11 protein-coding genes are annotated in these 17,182 nt (G+C 71.4%); 2 read left to right on the top strand and 9 right to left on the bottom strand.

The window, feature by feature from the left end; translation table 11 throughout:
- The first annotated feature begins 239 nt into the window (after window positions 1-239).
- Together NQO67_RS06995 and NQO67_RS06990 are read left to right on the top strand one after the other, a co-directional pair.
- Window positions 240-4,982 (top strand): HEAT repeat domain-containing protein, encoded by a 4,743-nt coding sequence (locus NQO67_RS06995; RefSeq protein WP_255948068.1) that lies wholly within the window; start codon window positions 240-242, stop codon window positions 4,980-4,982.
- Window positions 4,983-5,246: 264 nt separating this feature from the next.
- Window positions 5,247-6,935 carry an AMP-binding protein gene (locus NQO67_RS06990; RefSeq protein ID WP_255948066.1) on the top strand — a complete coding sequence of 563 codons (1,689 nt, stop codon included), beginning with the start codon at window positions 5,247-5,249 and terminating at the stop codon, window positions 6,933-6,935.
- Window positions 6,936-7,063: 128 nt separating this feature from the next.
- Here NQO67_RS06990 and NQO67_RS06985 read toward each other — a convergent pair whose 3' ends face one another.
- The 9 genes from NQO67_RS06985 to NQO67_RS06940 all read right to left on the bottom strand — a co-directional run bounded on the left by NQO67_RS06985 (window position 7,064) and on the right by NQO67_RS06940 (window position 17,135).
- A complete protein-coding gene (locus tag NQO67_RS06985; RefSeq protein WP_255948064.1) occupies window positions 7,064-8,203 on the bottom strand; it encodes a peptidoglycan recognition protein family protein in 1,140 nt (379 codons plus the stop codon).
- A gap of 265 nt (window positions 8,204-8,468) precedes the next feature.
- The gene (locus tag NQO67_RS06980) at window positions 8,469-10,100 is read right to left on the bottom strand and encodes a GMC oxidoreductase (protein WP_255948062.1); all 1,632 of its coding nucleotides are present in this window, start codon (window positions 10,098-10,100) and stop codon (window positions 8,469-8,471) included.
- 538 nt (window positions 10,101-10,638) lie between these two features.
- Window positions 10,639-11,550, bottom strand: coding sequence for a glycoside hydrolase family 19 protein (locus NQO67_RS06970; protein ID WP_255948058.1), 912 nt, complete (start codon window positions 11,548-11,550; stop codon window positions 10,639-10,641).
- 370 nt (window positions 11,551-11,920) lie between these two features.
- The gene (locus tag NQO67_RS06965) at window positions 11,921-12,190 is read right to left on the bottom strand and encodes a hypothetical protein (RefSeq protein WP_255948055.1); all 270 of its coding nucleotides are present in this window, start codon (window positions 12,188-12,190) and stop codon (window positions 11,921-11,923) included.
- A gap of 18 nt (window positions 12,191-12,208) precedes the next feature.
- Window positions 12,209-13,216 carry a trypsin-like serine peptidase gene (locus NQO67_RS06960; RefSeq protein WP_255948053.1) on the bottom strand — a complete coding sequence of 336 codons (1,008 nt, stop codon included), beginning with the start codon at window positions 13,214-13,216 and terminating at the stop codon, window positions 12,209-12,211.
- A 182-nt stretch (window positions 13,217-13,398) separates the two neighbouring features.
- Window positions 13,399-14,241, bottom strand: a complete 843-nt coding sequence (locus NQO67_RS06955; protein WP_308295625.1) for an ATP-binding cassette domain-containing protein — start codon at window positions 14,239-14,241, stop codon at window positions 13,399-13,401.
- Entirely contained in the window at window positions 14,238-15,323 is a 1,086-nt protein-coding gene (locus tag NQO67_RS06950; RefSeq protein ID WP_255948051.1) for an ABC transporter ATP-binding protein, read from the bottom strand. The genes NQO67_RS06955 and NQO67_RS06950 overlap by 4 nt, the downstream gene beginning before the upstream one ends.
- Entirely contained in the window at window positions 15,320-16,213 is an 894-nt protein-coding gene (locus tag NQO67_RS06945; protein WP_255948049.1) for an ABC transporter permease, read from the bottom strand. Before NQO67_RS06945 ends, NQO67_RS06950 begins: the two co-directional genes overlap by 4 nt.
- Window positions 16,206-17,135: an ABC transporter permease gene (locus tag NQO67_RS06940; RefSeq protein WP_255948047.1), complete on the bottom strand. Its 930-nt coding sequence runs from the start codon at window positions 17,133-17,135 to the stop codon at window positions 16,206-16,208. The genes NQO67_RS06945 and NQO67_RS06940 overlap by 8 nt, the downstream gene beginning before the upstream one ends.
- Window positions 17,136-17,182 lie beyond the last annotated feature (47 nt).

Genomic DNA, 17,182 nt, shown 5'->3' with positions numbered 1-17,182 from the left:
CGTCAAACTCCCGTCGTCGCCCGAAGGGCGGCCTGGCGGCGTCAGGTGCGTGCTCTGGGGGTCCCCCCTGCTCGAAGAGCTTGGGGGAGTGCCGGGCGCGAGTCCGCGTACGCATGGGGGCACCTCCCACGCCGTTCAGGCAGTGGGGGAGTACGTGGGCTTGTGCCCGGTGCGGCGAGAGTGCGTGCATGGCGTCGCCGGGCAGACGGGAGTTTGACGACAGGGCCTAGCATCCGACGATGACGACGCCAGCAGACGAGCTGTTCCACGATGCGGTGAGCCGAGGCGACGCCGGCTGGCTCTCCGCCCACATCGACGCTCGGACCTGCCCGCCGGCCGTCTTCGCACCACTCGTCCGGCATGACGACCCCCGCCTGCGGTATCTGGGCCTGACCCTGCTCACCGAGCGCCTCGCATCGGGCCGGGCCATCGACGCACGCGACACGGCCCGGCTCGCGGAGCTGCTCCCGGCGGCCGTCACGGGACCACCGGAGACGATGCTCGTCCTGGCGGGGCTCTACCAGCGGCTGGGGCCCCACCTGCACGAACGGCCCTGGCCGGCGTGGCGTGCGGCTGACCTGCCGGTACCTGTGCAGCTCTGCTGGCTGAGTGCCGAGCTGCTCAACGAGCCGCGCGTGCTCCGGGAGGAACCTCCGGGTGAACTGCTGTACCAGGCCGTGCGGGACACGAGCATCACCTGCGCGCACCGGCCCCGGCAACTCATCGACGGGCTGGTGGACAGCCATGACCCGGTGTTGCAGGAGGCGGCGCTTCGGCTGGCCCGGCAGGGCCTGCACACCGGTGTGCTGACACCCGCATGGGTCCGTACCCGCGTGATCGGCCTGCTCGGGGCCGACGGCGCCGACGTCGTCACCGCGGCGCTGACCGAACTCGGCGAGCCGTGGGCCGTGCTGGATCCGTTGCCGGCCGGACGCCTGTCCCGCTTCCTCACCTCCGGCGCGGTGACGGCACGGCCCGCCGTGGCCCGTGCGGCACTCGCCGCGGCGGCCCGGCACGGACACCGGGACGTGCTGCGGCAGGTCATCGATGATCCCGGCCTGCCGCCCCGCCTTCGCCAGCGTGCCGTGGAACGGCTCGGTGACCTCGCGGACCGCGATGACATCGGCGAGCTGACAGCCGTCGCCGCACGGGATCCGCTGCTTTTCGGCAGGCCGCTGGTGACCTGCCTGCGTGGACTGCACCGGCGTGGGCACTTCCCGAACGACCCGGACGCCCCGGCCCTCGTCGGTCTGGCACTCGCCGACCACTCGATTCCGCCCCACGAGATCGCGGTGCTCCTCTACACCTGCCGGCAGGCGACGCTCCGGGCACTGGTGGACACGGCACCCGACGATCCCGGCTGGCCCCGGCGGCTCGCCCTGCTGGTCGCCCTGGCCGGGCAGGGCACGGGAGACCTCCCGATCGCGAACGAGATCGCGCGCAGACTTCCCCGCGCAGCTCAGCCCGGACCGTTCCTCGCCGCCCTCCGCACCCTGCGCCACGAGGCCGCCGAGGAAGCCGTGCTCGCTCTCCTGCCGTCGGCCCCCGACGCGGCCCTGGACGCGCTGGAAGCCATCGGCGGGGGCCGGACGGCCGAGGTGCTGCGGGACGGGCTCGGCCTGACCGCGGTGCGGAACACCGCGGTGCGGAACACCGCGGTGCGGAACCCCGCGGTGCGGAACCCCGCGGTGCGGAACCCCGCGGTCATCGCGCCCCATCTCCGTGCCGTACGCCATCGGGCCCTCGAGCTGCTGTGGCATCTGACCCATGATCCGGCGCAGCGCCGGGCCCTCCTCGTGCGGCTCGACCCCTGCGACCTGCCCGCCCGTATCGCGGCCGACCTCGGTGGCCCCGACGAGCAGGAACTGGCCCTCCTGAGTTCCCATCTCGATCCGGACCGGCCGGTGGCGGCACTGGTCAGACTGGCGGCCCACGGCGGCCCCGGCACGTTGCCCGTCCTCGCGGACCTGCTCCTGCGGATCGTGGCCGACCTGGCCGCCTCCTGGCAGCCGGGCGCCGCCACCTCGCGCCCCGGCAGTCCCGGCCGTCCCGGCAGTCCCGGCAGCGCACCGACGAACGGCGAGCCGGTGGTGCCCCAGGAAGTCCTGGACGCCGTGCACGCGCTGGGGTGCCGGCTCCACGAGCGGCGCAGGATCCGGCCGTCCTGCCTGCTCGACGCGGCGAACGCGCCGGAGGCCGGCCACGCCCTCGTGGCGACCATGGCGCTGGACCTTCTGGACCGGCCGGGGCTGTCGGACGGTGAGCAGGCGATCCTGCTGGAGTTGCTGACCCGCGTCCGCCACGCGGAGGTCCGTCCGCGCGTGCACCGCCTGCTCCGGCACCGCAACCGGCACGTGCGCAAGCACGTGATCGCACTGCTCGCCCGCGACGCGACGGGGGACGATGCGCAGGCCCTTTCGGCAACGTTGATCCCGCTGACCGCGGCCCAGGACATCCAGACCGTACGGCAGGCCCTGCTCGCCCTCGGCCATGCGCGGGCCCGGTGGGCCTGCGCCGCGATCGCCGCATGCCTCGGCCATCCGAACATGAACATCAAGAAGACGGCCGCCCAGGTCCTGGTGCAGGTGGGCACCCCCGCAGCGGTGCCCACACTGCTCTTCCGGCTGGGCCGGCACGACAACCCGGGGCTGCGCGGCACGCTCGTCGAAGCGCTGCGTGCGATCCTCGGCGACGCCTACGCGGCGACACTCCTCGCCGCCGCCGAACACGGCGAAGCCGGTCGTACCCGCGAACTGCTGCTGGAGGGCCTCGACCGCACGCTCCCGGCGCGCACCGTCCTCGTACTGCACGACCAGGCATCGCCCCTCGCGCCGGCCCTGCTCTCCCTGGTGGCCGCCGGCCGGGTCCGGCTCGCCGCCGGGACGATCGAGGACGTGGCGGCGGCACTGGCCGAGCACCACATCACCCCGTCCGCCGACGGACGGCCGCACGCGGACGGCACGCCGCACGGGGACGACCCGGCGGACGGTGACGTCAGATCCCTCGTGGCCGGGGGCTGGAACCCTTCCGTTGCGGTCCGCCTTGCCGAGCGGCGCGAACCACCGTCCCCCGCCCGGCTGAAGGACCTGCGGCCGCTGCTGGCGGACTGGCTCCGTCTCGCCGCCGCCAGGCCCGCCGTCCGCGGCCGGGTACTGGGGCTCACGCTGCGGCTGTGCCCCGCACCGTGGACGACCGAGGAACTGACGACCTTCACCCGGTTCACCCGGGTCCTTCTCGACGAACTCGGCACACCTGCGGACGACGGCCGGCCCGGCCTCGCCCCCGTACTCGTCGCCGTCCTCGAAGAAGTCGCGCCCCGGCTGCCGGCGATCGACAGACGGGCCGTCACCGACGAGGTACGCGCCCTGCCACCCGCCTGCCTGGGAAGCCGGTCACTGACGCTGTTGCGCCGCCTCGGCGCGGTGCTGGTCCGTACGGACCTCGAACGGGCGCTCGCCGCCGCCGGGCTCGGCGCCGACCCCTGGCAGGCCGAGACCGGCGTGCTGCGCGAAGCGTTCGCGGTCACGCCACCCTCCGCCCCCGCCGCCGAGTCCGAAGAGTGGCGGGCCGCGCTCGACGCCGCCGTGCGCACGCCGGGCGCCCTGGCGGAGCTCCGCAACCGGGCCGGCCACACCCCGGGTTCCCAGGAACGCCTGGCCGCGCTGATCGACGCCTATCCTGCCGCCGCCCCCTCGGTACGCGGCGCCCTGGTCGACTGGATGACGGAGCTCCAACCCCTCGACGCACCGCCCTGGACCCTCACCGAGACCGCCGGCGCACCCGCCCCGCCGCCGCGCACCGTGCACATCGACGACCTCGACCAGCCCCGGTCGACCGCGCTGCGGGAGCGCCTGCTGGCCATGCTCGACTCGTCCGCAGCGGACCGCCGGCAGACCGCTGCCCGGGCCCTGCTGGAGTGGCCCGAACCCGAGGCCGTGCTGCCCGTGCTGCGGGCGTTCCTGCACGGCCGTGTCGCCCTGCCACCCGCCGGCACCGAACTGGCCCGGGCGTTGCCCGCCATGGCTCGGGCGTTGCCCGCCATCGACGCGACGGAACTGGGCAACGGCCTCGTGCTGCACGACAGGGTGGCGCTGGCAGCCGCGCAACTCGGCCCGGGTGACGTGAAACCGCTGCTTCCCCTGCTGCTGGAATGGTGGGAACACGATCCGCCCACCGTCCGTGCCGCCGTCCGGCGAGCACTGGGGCAGGTTCCCGCCGACGACCTGGCACAGCACCTCGGCGACCGCCTCGACGCCGGCGCCTGGGGTTTCGTCGATCTGCTGAGCGGCCGTCGCCTGCTGCGCACCCCTGCCCTGACTCGGACCTGCCAACGGCTGCGCGCCGAGGGGCGTGACGATCTCGCGAACGGGCTGGTTCTCGTCGACGGTCCGCTGCGCGGCCCGGACGCCGTACGGCAGGACGCCGCAGCGCTGGCGACGCTCCGGGACCGAGTCCCGGCCGTGCCCCCGGTGACGTCACCCCGCCTGCTCCGGGAAGAGCTCCTCCACCGGGCCCGTACCGGCACTCCGGAGCAGATCCGCCGGTCACTCACCGACCTGGCCGAGCAACACCGTGGCCCCGCCGCCGACCAGGACCCCGGGCTGCGAGAGCTCCTTGCTGAGCTGCTGAGACACCCCAAGCCGAAGGTCCGGCTGCACGCCCACCGGACCGCACGGGCGATGCTGGACCGGCAGACCTATCTGCACCACACGTCGATCCTGCTCGACGACCCCCAGCCCGACGTGCAACGCATGGCGATCCGGACCCTCAGCCACGCGGCCTGGCACCCTTCGGTACCCGCCATGGTCAGGCTCCTCGAACGCGCCCCTTCCGCCGTCCGTGAAACGGCCGCTGAAGGCCTCGTCAGGATCGGTGCTCCGGCCGTTCCCTTCCTTCGGCACGCCGCCGACCACGCCCGCCCCGACAGACGGAGCCGCTACACCGACGTCCTCGAACGGATCACGACGGCCGGCGACGAGTAGCTGCGGGCGTGCCGGGCCCACTGCGCGCACGGGTTCCCCATGTTCGTGCTGGGCGACCTCTTCCCGTTCGGCTTGGCCCGGAACTACTGTGCCGTCGTCGACGGCCACGCCTCCCACGCAGGTGGAACCACCGGCGGGCGTCCGGGCGCGGGGCGACGCGCGTCGAGGTGACGCACGGCGTCGAGGACGCATGGGCCAGGCCCGGACCGACTCCTCGGGAGCTGACCGCCACATCGGGCAAACACCAGAGCGGAGAGGGCAACGATGCCACGAGAAGCTGTTGCGTCCGATGGGGACACCGACGCCCCGATCGCGCCCTCCTACGCCTCTGGGACCTCCGATCGCCCCTTGCTCGGCGACACGATCGGCGACAACCTGGACCGCACCGTCGCGGCGTATCCGGACCGGGACGCGCTGGTCGAGCTCGCCACCGGTCGCCGCTGGAGCTATCGCGAGTTCCGGGCCGACGTCGATGCCCTGGCCCTGGGCCTCATCGACGCCGGGGTCACCAAGGGCGACCGGGTCGGGATCTGGGCGCCGAACATGGCCGAATGGACGCTGCTCCAGTACGCCACGGCAAAGCTCGGCGCGATCCTCGTCAACGTCAACCCGAGCTATCGGACCCACGAATTGGAGTTCGTCCTCAAGCAGGCCGGGATCTCCTTGCTCGTCTCCGCACGGGAGTTCAAGACGTCCGACTACGCGGCCATGATCGAGGAGGTCCGGGGCGACTGCCCCGACCTGCGCTCCGTGGTGCTGATCGGCTCGCCGGAGTGGGACGGGCTGCTGGAGACCGGCCGCGCTGCCGACGCCGCCGTGCTGGCCGAGCGGCAGGCGGTGCTCTCCCCGGACGACCCGATCAACATCCAGTACACGTCGGGGACCACCGGGTTCCCGAAGGGTGCGACGCTGTCGCACCACAACATCCTCAACAACGGGTACTTCGTCGGCCTGCTCTGCGGCTACACCGCCGAGGACCGGGTGTGCATCCCGGTGCCCTTCTACCACTGCTTCGGCATGGTGATGGGCAACCTCGCCTGCACGTCGAGCGGCGCCACGATGGTCATTCCGGCGCCGGGGTTCGACGCCGAGGCCACTCTCGACGCCGTCGCGACGGAGCGGTGCACCTCGCTGTACGGCGTGCCCACGATGTTCATCGCGGAGCTCAACCACCCCGACTTCGGCTCCTACGACCTGTCGTCACTGCGCACCGGGATCATGGCGGGCTCGCCCTGCCCGGTCGACGTGATGAGGCGGGTGGTGGCGGAGATGGGCATGGCGGAGGTCACGATCTGCTACGGCATGACCGAGACCTCGCCGGTGTCCATCCAGACCCGCGCGGACGACTCGCTGGAACGGCGGGTGACCACGGTCGGCCGGGTACACCCTCATATCGAGGTCAAGATCGTCCATCCCGAGACCGGGCTGACGGTACCCCGCTGCGAGCCCGGCGAACTGTGCACCCGCGGCTACTCGGTGATGCTGGCCTACTGGGACGAACCCGAGAAGACGGCCGAGGCCATCGACCGGGCCGGTTGGATGCACACCGGCGACATCGCGGTCATGGACGCGGACGGCTACGTGAACATCACCGGCCGGATCAAGGACATGGTCATCCGCGGCGGGGAGAACATCTACCCGCGCGAGATCGAGGAGTTCCTCTACACCCACCCCGATGTCGTCGAGGCCCAGGTCGTCGGCGTCCCCGACCAGCGCTACGGCGAGGAACTCTGCGCGTGGGTCAAGCTGCGCGAGGACGCCCCCGACATGACCCCGCACGACCTGAAGGAGTTCGCCGGCGGGAAACTCGCCCACTACAAGATCCCCCGCTACGTGCTGGTGGTCGACGCGTTCCCGATGACGGTCACCGGCAAGGTCCGCAAGGTCGAGATGCGCGAGAAGTCCGTACAGCTCCTCAACCTCACCGACGCCGCATCGATCAGGAGCGCCTGACAGCCGCCGGCTGAGCCGATGCCGCCGGGTTCCCGGCGCGGCCCGGAACACGGCCGGGCGGGCAGTCATCCTGCCGGGCCGCGTCGGGCTGCTCGGGCGTCGCTTCGGGCCGACGGTCCGGAGAGGGCTCAGCGGACGAGCGTCTCGCGGACGGTGCCGCCGACCAGCGCGCACCACGTGCTGAGGTCGATCCTGCCGTCGGGGTGGAGGCTGTGCAGGCGCTGCATGTCCTGCACCGCCTTCCTGGTGGCGTGGTCGTAGGTGCCGGTGATGCCGACGGTGTCGGCGTAGCCCTTGATGGTGAGCAGGTACTGCACCGCCTCGACGGGCGGCCCGGCGGCGCCCTTGTCCAGGGTGGGGGCGAGCGCTTCCCACGTGGCGGTGTCGAAGGTGGCGTCGGGGGTGACGGCAAGGCCACGGCTGGTCTGGAAGTCGGCGACCACGGCGTTCATGTCGGTGCTGAACACACCGTCGACGGGTAGGTCGCCGTAGCCGGCGTTCACCAGCAGGTACTGGGCGACCTGCACCACCTGACTGTCGACGAACCGCCAGATGTCCGGCCATCGCCGGTCCGGCGCGGCGGCGGGCGACACGGCCAGGGACTGTAGTACCCGCCTGCGGATCTGGGGGAAGAGCCGGTAGAAGGCGATGCCGGGGCAGTCGGTTCCCAGGCGGAAGTCCCAGTGGCCGAAGATGTCCCACGCGTTCAGGTGGAACTGCCGGCACACCGCGGTGCACAGTTCCACCAGCGAGTCCAGCAGCGCCGCCGGCGGGGTTTCGGTGATGTAGGTGCCCTCGTTCTCGATCCCGATGGCGTTGCCGTTCTCCCCTGGGCAGTGGGCGGCGGTCACCTGGTGCTCGCCGGCGACGAGGGTCTCCAGGCTGCGGTGGCGACCCTCGAGGACGTAGCCGCCGCGGCTGACGGTGAAGTGCTGGCCGGTGTCCGCCCAGCCGTTGGTGTCCATGTGCAGGTCCTGGCAGTCACGTGCCAGCTGGACGGCGTGCTCGCGGGAGTAGTCCGTGACGTTGGGGAACGCCATGTGGTGCAAGATGATCTTGTTGGTGGTGTTGCCGGTGATCTGGATCGGGCTGGACGGCGGGCGCGCGCTCCAGCTGTCGCAGTCGATGATCCAGGGGAACTGCGGCGCGGGGGTGGCACCGGCGGCGGTCGGGAACGCCACCTCCGTGCCGACGACAGCGGCGACTGCCGTGCCGAGGCCGACCCGGAACAGGGTGCGGCGATCGACTTCGTGCTCGTGCATCACCATGACGACTCCGAAATGAGTGGATGGCCCAGGGGTGGTGGGCGGCCTTTCGGAGACTATGCGGCGAACATCCGATTCTCCAGGCACAGTTGACAGGATTTCCCACCACCGTGCCCGCGGTGTCATGGGCCCGGTGGTGGCAGCGTCGAGAACGCGTGTGGTGACTCCTCCCCAGGACGCCCGGGGAAGGCGATCGTTGACTCGTCAAGCTCTAATTGACGGGCGCTTCGGGGAGGTGCGCCAGGCCCGGTGGCAGGCCGATGGGTCCTCAGACGGTCGTGCCCACGTCCTGCGCGACGATGGTGTCCAACGCGTGCTCCGCCACCGCCGCGATGGTCATCGAGGGGTTGCAGGCCCCGGTGGTGCCCGGGATCAGGGCGCCGTCCAGGACGTACAGGCCCGGCTGGTCGTGCACCCGCCCGTACGGGTCGGTGACCGGGCCCATGCAGGCGCCGCCGAGCGGGTGGACCGTGATGTTCTCGGCGAGGTTGAACTCCGCGATGGTGCCCAGACCCCCGGCCATCGCCTGCACGCGCTGCGCCGCCAGCAGCCCGACGGCGCGGTCACCGGCCACCGGGAAGTGCATGTTCACCGTGTCGGTCAGGCCGCTGTACGTCCATCTGCCCCGGTCGGGGCTCACGGCCATGGCCAGGACGAGCGTGGAGCGGGTGTCGACGCCGTACAGCGGCGGGAGGGAGAACTGGCAGGTCGTACTGGCCGTGCGCGGGTCGTCCCAGGTCTTGGCGATGTAGGCGATGGGACTGCCCTGCCGGGGGCCGAAGTCCTCCAGGAGGTCCGACCACAGGTAGATACGGTCGCCGTTGGTGCCGAAGCCCTGGCCGACCTCGCCGGGCAGGCCGGGGATGTCGCCGAGCGCGGCGGCGCGCACCAGCAGCCGCGTCGTGTTCATGCTGCCGGCGGCCATCACCAGGGCCTTCGTGGTGATGATCCGCTGTTCCAGGACACGGCCCGCGTCGTCGATGCGGTCCACGTGCACGGTCCAGCGACCGCCCGTTCCGCGGGCGACGGAGGTGACCTGGTGCTGCGTCAGGACCTGGCACCGGCCGGTGGCCTCGGCCTGCGCGAGGTAGGTGAGGTCCACGGTGTGCTTGCCGCCGTTGTTGACGCCGAACAGGGTGTCGCCACTGGTGTATGCGGGCCTCATCTCCCCGCGCGTCTCGGCCAGGGGGTAGTTCCAGTCGACGGGCTGCGGGACCTTCTCCACCGGGAAGCCGCGCCGCTCGGCCCGGTCCCGGAAGATCCGGGTCGCCCGGTACGTCGGCGTGGCGAGCAGCTCGTCGGGTGCCGTGGAGACGTCCAGCATCCGTGCCACCCGCGGGTAGTACTCGCGGTCCAGCAGTCCGTAGTCCAGCTCCCCGGGCAGCCAGGTCTCGAAGACCTCCCGCGAGGGCTGGAGCGTCATCCCCTGGTACACCAGCGAGCCACCCCCGACACCGGCCGCGCACAGCGCGAGCAGGCTGTCGCCCAGGACCGGCTCGACCAGCCCGACGTACGGGTCCAGGTCCAGCGGTCTGCCGAGCAGCCGCTGCACCGGCCGGACCGCCTCCGGCGTCGTGCCGTACCACAGCAGGCGCCGGTCGGGATGGGACACGGTGGCGTAGGTGTCCACGTTCGGCCCCGTGATCCAGCGGCGACCGCGCTCCAGCACGGTGACCGGCACCCCCGCCTGCGCTAGACGCAGGGCACTCACGCCGCCGCCGAAGCCCGAGCCGATCACGACGGCACGGTGTTCCTCCCGGGTCAGCGGCACCCGGGAGGGGCGTGCCCCGGTGCCCGGGGCGGCCGCGTGGGCCGTGGGGGTGGTGAGGACGCCGCTTCCGGCTGCGGCACCGAGGGCGGCTGCGGTGAGAAAGCGGCGCCGGGTCGTGGAGGTCGGCACGGGAATCCTCCCGGGTGAGGGGGGGGCGGGCAGGCGGTGGCTGAGAGGGACCGACGGCCCTGCGCCGCGGTGCCGTTCGTGAGCGACACCTGCTCCGACATGAGCTCAACTCGTGGACGAACACGAGGACGTCGACCCGCCGGAGCGCATCCTCGCACAGGGGCGAAGCCCGCTCCAGGGGGAGAGTTCTGCGGGGGCCCGCATGATCTCCTCATGCGTCAGGCCTTGCCGGACGCCCCCCCCATGACCGGGGTCGTGAGGGGTTACTCGAAGGTGACCCGCTGCAACCGGTCCACGGTGGCCTGGAGTTGTCGCAGATGGGAAGCGGCGAGTTCGCCGTCGCAGCGGAACGACGGCATGGACACCGACATCGCCGCGACGGTGGCGCCGCTTCGGCCGCGGACGGGAGCCGCCGCCGGTCGGCCGTATCGGGTGCCGGAACGACTCATGGCCCGGACGCCGTCGGTTGCCGACGGCGTCCGGGAAGTGCGGCCGGAGGACCGGCGCGGTGCGGACCGGGCAGGTCGCTCGCAGGGGGTCAGCAGCTCAGGTTGCCGCCCGGGGAGACGCCCAGAATCGAGGTGAAGCGCTCGTAGGCGTCGATACGGCTTTGCACCTGCGCAGGGTTGCCGCCGTTGCATTCGAGCGAGCCGTTGATCGAGCGGATGGTCTCGCCGAAGCCCGCTCCGTTGACCATGGCGTTGTGCGGGGTCATCGTGCCAGGGCCGGTCTGGGTGTTCCAGTACCACAGGCCGGTCTTCCAGGCCACGGCGGCGTTCTGCTCGACGAGGTAGGGGTTGTTCAGCAGGTCGATCCCGAGCGCGTCGCCCGCGGCCTTGTAGTTGAAGTTCCAGCTGAGCTGGATGGGACCGCGCCCGTAGTAGGCGGCCTGACCCGCGGGGCACCCGTAGGGCTGGGTGGTGTCGCAGTAGTGGGGGTAGTTGGCGGTGTTCTGCTCGACCACGTAGACCAGTCCGCCGGTCTCGTGGCTGACGTTGGCGAGGAAGGCGGCGGCCTCCTGCTTCTTGACGGTGTCGCTGCCGGTGTTCGCGAAACCAGGGTAGGCCGAGAGCGCGGCGGTCAGCCCGCTGTAGGTGTAGAACGAGCTCCGGCTCGGGAACATCTGGTTGAACTGGGACTCGCTGACGACGAAGCCGGACGGGTCGCCCGGGTCCCCCGGGTCGGAGCCGCCGCCGTCGCACGCGCCCTGGTCGGACCAGGCACCCCACTCGCCGGTGGTTCCGGGGGTCTCACCCTGGGTCCACCACTTGGCCAGCCAGTTGTGCCCGCCGTAGGACGCGCTCTGCCCGCCCGTGTAGACCGCGGAGGCGCTCCACGGGGTGGCGCAGGCGGCGGTGGCGCCGGCGGAGGCGGGTGAGGCGGGTAAAGCGAGTGTGAAACCGACTGCGGCCGCCAGAGTGGCGAGAATGCCGAGGCTGCGTCTGAGCACTGAACTCTCCTTCATGGAAGGTCTGTTATTGTGCCGCGCCCATCAAGCCGGAAATAGCTTCGATTTGTCAAGTAGTGCAATGGAATACATGAGGGCCGTATTTAATATTGGAAGTAGATTTAATAATTGGGGTGTGTGATTGCGGCTGCTAATGCGTTATCCGACCTGGTCATGAGAGGTTTCGGTGCTTGTGCGGGGTTCCGCTGGGGCGGTCTCGTTCGCGGTCCCCACCGAGTGCGCCGACCGCCTTGTCCCCCCGGGCGTCGAGCGCATGCGAAAGGCGCCCCGAGCCCGTTGGGATATCGACGGGTTCGGGGCGCCCATGAGGCGTGGTCGCTGCTGAGCTGACGAGCACCTCGGGGTCGACGGGTCAGGAGGGGCAGGCCGGGCGGTCCCCCTCCTTGGTGGGCATCGGCGCGGGCTTTGCGCTGTCCATGCGCTCCTGCGTCCAGTACGAGGCCACCGCCGACGGATCGTCGGTGGATGTGTGACGCGTCGCGGCATCGGCCGCGGCGGCCCCGGAAGAGGACGGGCAGTCACCCGGCTCGCCACGGGTGTCCTGCCCGCAGGCAGCGGTCAGCAAGAGTCCGGCCAGCAGGACCGGCAGTGCACGTACGGACCTGCGATCACTGGCCGCCACGTGAGTCCCCCCATCTCCTCAGGCGTACACGTCGTCCTGTATCTGACCGTAGAGGTCGGCCACCGCGGACGTGAACGGTGGACTGTACATGGAGGAACCCGTACTCGATTCGTTGATGCCCATGTCATAGCCGAGGCCGGTGGCGTTGTCGTACTCCTGCATCCAGGGACCGCCACTGCTGCCGCCGGTCAGCGGGCAGGGCATGCCGAGGGTGTTGTCGCTGGTGTCCAGGGTGGCGTCCCCCAGGCAGTAGTACTGCCACTCGCCGTCGTACGGCGCGCCGGCGGGGTACCCCAGTGCCGTCACGCCGAGCACCTCCTGCGGGATGCCGGACCAGGTCCGCAGGCCCTCTCCGCCGACGGTGTGGCCGAGCGTGTCGCTGTTGTTCCAGACGTTGACGAAGGCGACGTCGTACTCGCGGTAGCTGTTCTGCGTCCAGCCGGTGAACGTGGTCAGGTTCGCGGCGTACCAGGTCCCGTAGGGGCGGTTGCCGTGGTCGTAGTACGGCACGAAGACCCAGTCGGTCACCCACGCGCCGGCGTCGTAGACGCAGTGTCCCGCGGTCAGTACGACGTTCTGGGCGGTGCTGTTCACCGAGGATCCCGAGCACACGTAGTCGAGGCCGTCGACGGTGTTGTGGAAGAAGACCTTCCCCACCAGCACCGACGCGTTGACGTCCGCGGCCAGCCCCTTCGCCGTGACCGCCGGACTCGCCGGGGAGGTCTCGGGCGTCGCCGCGGCCGGGCGCGGGGCGACGGACAGCGGGTCCGCGGCGGGGGCGGCGGACGGCTGGGCCTTGGGCGGCGCGGTGGTGGCCGAAGCGCCGTCGGCGGGGATCGCCGCCGCCATCCGGGCCGCGGTCCAGGCGTTCGACCCGAGCGACCGCTGTGGCGAGGGCGCGTGGGAGACGACGCCCCAGGGATCTCCGTCCGGCGCGGCGGACGCTGCCGCGGCCGTGGCAGCGCCCGCGGTGACGAGGAGCGTGGAACACAGTAAGGCGAAGAAGGTGGATCTGAACCGAGACATGCCTTAACCCCCCAGTGGCTGTTCGAATTTCGGTGCTCCGAACTTGTCACGGCCCGTGTCGCTCTGCCACCGGCGACGCGCAGCCTCTGCGCAAATGACCGACATCCCACCCTGATATGCCGAAAACCACCGCTGGATCACCCGCCGAAACGCACCTGCCGGAGTGCCGGCAGGGCTCCGCGTCAGGACGGGGACCCGGCGCGCGGAGTGCGGTCGAGCGTGGGGGAGGCGTTCAGCAGGGCCCGGGTGCAGGGGTGCTCAGGGGTGTCGTAGATCTGACTCACGGTTCCCTGCTCCACGATGCGGCCCTGATCCATGACGGCGACCCGGTCGGCGACGTGCTCGACCACGGCGAGGTCATGGGCGATGAACAGGCAGGCAAGTCCCAACTCGCGCTGGAGCGAGGTGAAGAGGTTGACGATCTGGGCCTGGACGGAGACGTCGAGGGCGGACACCGGTTCGTCGCACACCAGGATCCGCGGGCGCAGCGCCAGCGCGCGTGCGATGCCGATGCGTTGCCGCTGACCGCCGGAGAACTCGTGCGGTCGGCGATCGGCATGATCGGGGTTGAGACCGACGAGCTCGAAGAGCTCGCCGACGCGCCGGCGATGGTCCGCACGCGGCGTGAGGTCACGGTGGATGAGCAGCGGCTCGCGCACGATGTCTCCGGCCGTCATCCGCGGATCCAGGCAGGTGTACGGATCCTGGAAGACCAGCTGGATGGTGCGGCGGGCGGTGCGCAGTGCACGACCGCGGAGCGTGTCCAGGCGGGTGCCGAGTACCGTGATCCGGCCGGATGTCGGCCGGTCCACGGCGGTGAGCACGCGTGCCAGGGTCGACTTGCCACACCCTGACCCGCCCACCAGGCCGAGGGTCTCACCGCGGCGCAGCGAAAGGCTCACGCCGTTGACCACGGCGATGCGGTCCGCGCGGCGCCGCAGGCCGACGGGGCGCGCAGCGGGATGGTGTTTGACGAGGTCGGTCACGTCCAGGACGACGGGGGACGCTGCCGGGGTGCCGGTCATGCTGCGGTGACCTCCTGCCAGTGGTGGCATGCGCTGGTGTGCCCGGGGCCGGCGGTGTGCGTCGCGGGAGCGGTCGCGCACTCCTCGCCCGCCAGGGGACAGCGCGGCCGGAAGGGGCAGCCGCCGGGCAGGTGGGCCGGATCGGGGGGTGTACCGGGCAGCGCCGCCAGTGGCAGCCCGCGCCGCCCGCGGCGCGGCACCGCGTCCATGAGGGCACGGGTGTAGGGGTGCGCGGGGCGGGCGTACAGGGTGTCGGCGGGAGCCCGTTCGACGACCCGGCCCGCGTACATCACCGCCACCTCGTCGGCCGCCCGGGCGACCACGGCCAGGTCGTGACTGATGAGGACGAGGGCGAGGTGGTGCTCTTGTTGCAGCTCCCGCAGCAGGTCGAGGATCCGGGCCTGGACGGTGACGTCCAGGGCGGTGGTGGGTTCGTCGGCGATCAGGACCCGGGGGGTCAGCGCGAGTGCCATGGCGATCAGCACACGCTGGCGCATCCCGCCGGAGAACTGGTGCGGGTAGTCGCCCGCCCGCCGGGCCGCGTCGGGGATCCGGACCCGGTCGAGCATGGCCACGGCCCGCAGCGCCGCCTGCTTGCGGCTCGCCCGCTCGTGTACGCGGTACATCTCCGCGATCTGGTACCCCACCGGAAGTACCGGGTTGAGCGCGGCAAGGGCGTCCTGGAAGACCAGGCCGAGGTGGCGGCCACGCAGCGCCCCCAGCCGGTGCGGATCCAGCGTGAGCAGGTCGATGCCGTGCAGGCGCACCGACCCCGAGACGACGCGGGCGCCGGGCGGCAGCACACCGAGCGCGGCACGTGCCGTGAGGCTCTTGCCGCTGCCCGACTCACCCACCACGGCAAGCGTCCGGCCCGCGTCGACCTGGTACGACGCGCCGTCCACCACGGTGGTGCGCGGCCGGGTACGGGTGGCGGCGAACTCCACGCGCAGGTCGTCGACGGCCAGCGGCGGGGCTTCGGGATCGTAGCCGGGAAACCCGGGGGCCCCGGGAAACCCGGACGGCTCGGCGGAGGTCGGCACGGTAGTGCCGGGGCGGAACGTGCGGCGGGCGGGCGTGGTCATCGCAACCTCGGGTCGAAGGCGTCGCGCAGGCAGTCGCCCAGCAGGACGAAGCCGAGAACGGCAACGGACAGGAAGAGAGCAGGGAACAGCAGCAGTCCGAGATGCTCGGTGAAGTACTGCTGGGCGGTGTTGAGCTGCACGCCCCAGGACAGGGCGGGCGCCTCGAGGCCGACCCCCAGGAACGTCAGCGCGGCCTCCGCGGTCATGACCGCACCGATGCTCATGCTGGTGAGCACGGCAACCGGGGCGATGGCGTTGGGGATGACGTGCCGCAGCAGAACCCGGGTGTGCGAGGCGCCCAGCGCGCGGGCCGCGGTGACGTAGTCAAGGCCGCGCACGGCCAGCACGGAGGAACGCATGATGCGGGTCATGACGGGCCAGGAGAACAGGGCGAGGACCACCGAGACGGTCCAGACGCTGTGCACGCTGAACGACTCGAGCACCACGATCATGCCGATGAGGGTGGGAAAGCCGAAGAAGACGTCCATCACCCGGCTGATCACCAGGTCGGCGACCCCGCCGAGATAGCCGGCGAGGGAGCCCAGGACGACCGCGGCCACCAGGGTGAGGCCCGTGGTGAGCAGCCCGATGCCGAGCGAGTCGCGGGTGCCGTGGATGACGTTGCTGTACAGGTCGCACCCCTGGATGTCATAGCCGAACGGGTGCCCCGGGGAGGGGCCCTGGCCGCTGTGGTCGAGATTGCAGGAGTGCGGGTCGCCGTGCCCGAACCAGCCGGCGAAGGCGCCGGGGAAGGCGGCGATCAGACACAACACCGCCACCGTGGAGGCCGCGAGGAAGAAGCGGGGCGAGCGGAGCCGGGAGCCGAGCCCCCGGCTGGCGGCCGAGAGACGGTGGACGTCCTCGGAAACGGCGGTCAGCTGGCTAGTCAAGGCGGATCCTCGGGTCGATGACGACGTAGAGGACGTCGACGATGAGGTTGATGAACAGGAAGGTGAGCACGAGCAGGGTGCTGATACCGACGACGACCGGGCCGTTGTGTTGCTGGATGCCCTGGAAGGTCTGGAAACCCAGTCCGGGCAGATTGAAGATCCCCTCGATCAGGATGGTGCCGGAGAGCAGCGTGCCGAGGGTGAGACCGAGCAGGGACACCACGGGGATCAGCGCGGTGCGCAGGACGTGCCGCACCAGGACGCGGGCCTGGCCCATGCCTTTGGCGACGGCGGTGTCGACGAACTCCGCGTGCCGGTTCTCCAGCACCCCGGTCCTGGTCAGACGCGCCACCTCGGGGATGCCGAGCAGGGCCAGGCACAGCGCGGGAACCAGGTAACTACGCGGCCAGCCCGCGTCGACACCGGACACCGGGAACCAGCCCAGCCGGTCACCGAGCACGATCTGGGCGACGTACGCGGTGATGAAGTACGGCACCGCCAGCACCAGGGTGGAGCCGCCCAGCACGACGAAGTCCAGGGCGCGCCCCGCCCGTACGGCGGCCAGTACCCCCAGGCCCACACCGATCAGCGCCTGGAGGACCCAGGTCATCAGGGCGAGGCGCACCGTGACGGGCCAGCCCGCCGCGATGATCGAGGAGACCGGCGTGTCATTGAAGTCGATTCCGAAGTCGCCGTGCAGCAGGCCGAGCAGATAGTGCCCGTACTGCACGAGGAACGGATCGCCCAGCTGGTAGTGGGCTCTGATGGCGGCCGCGGCGGCCGGGCTGACGGCTCGGTCCGGGCCTGCGAGTGCCTGGACCGGGTCGCCGGGCAGGGCGTAGACCGTGGCATAGATGACGAACGTGGTGCCGAGTACGACCGGAACCATCGTGAGCAACCGGCGGATGAGAAAGCGGGCCATCCTCGCTCCTTCCTTCAACGGCGGTACGGGCAAGCGCGGTACGGGCA

It is taken from the genome of Streptomyces odontomachi (assembly GCF_024435355.1).
Classification (GTDB): Bacteria; Actinomycetota; Actinomycetes; order Streptomycetales; family Streptomycetaceae; genus Streptomyces; species Streptomyces odontomachi.
The sequence above is the reverse complement of the archived record's forward strand: the minus strand, read 5'-3'. Positions and strand labels throughout refer to the sequence as shown.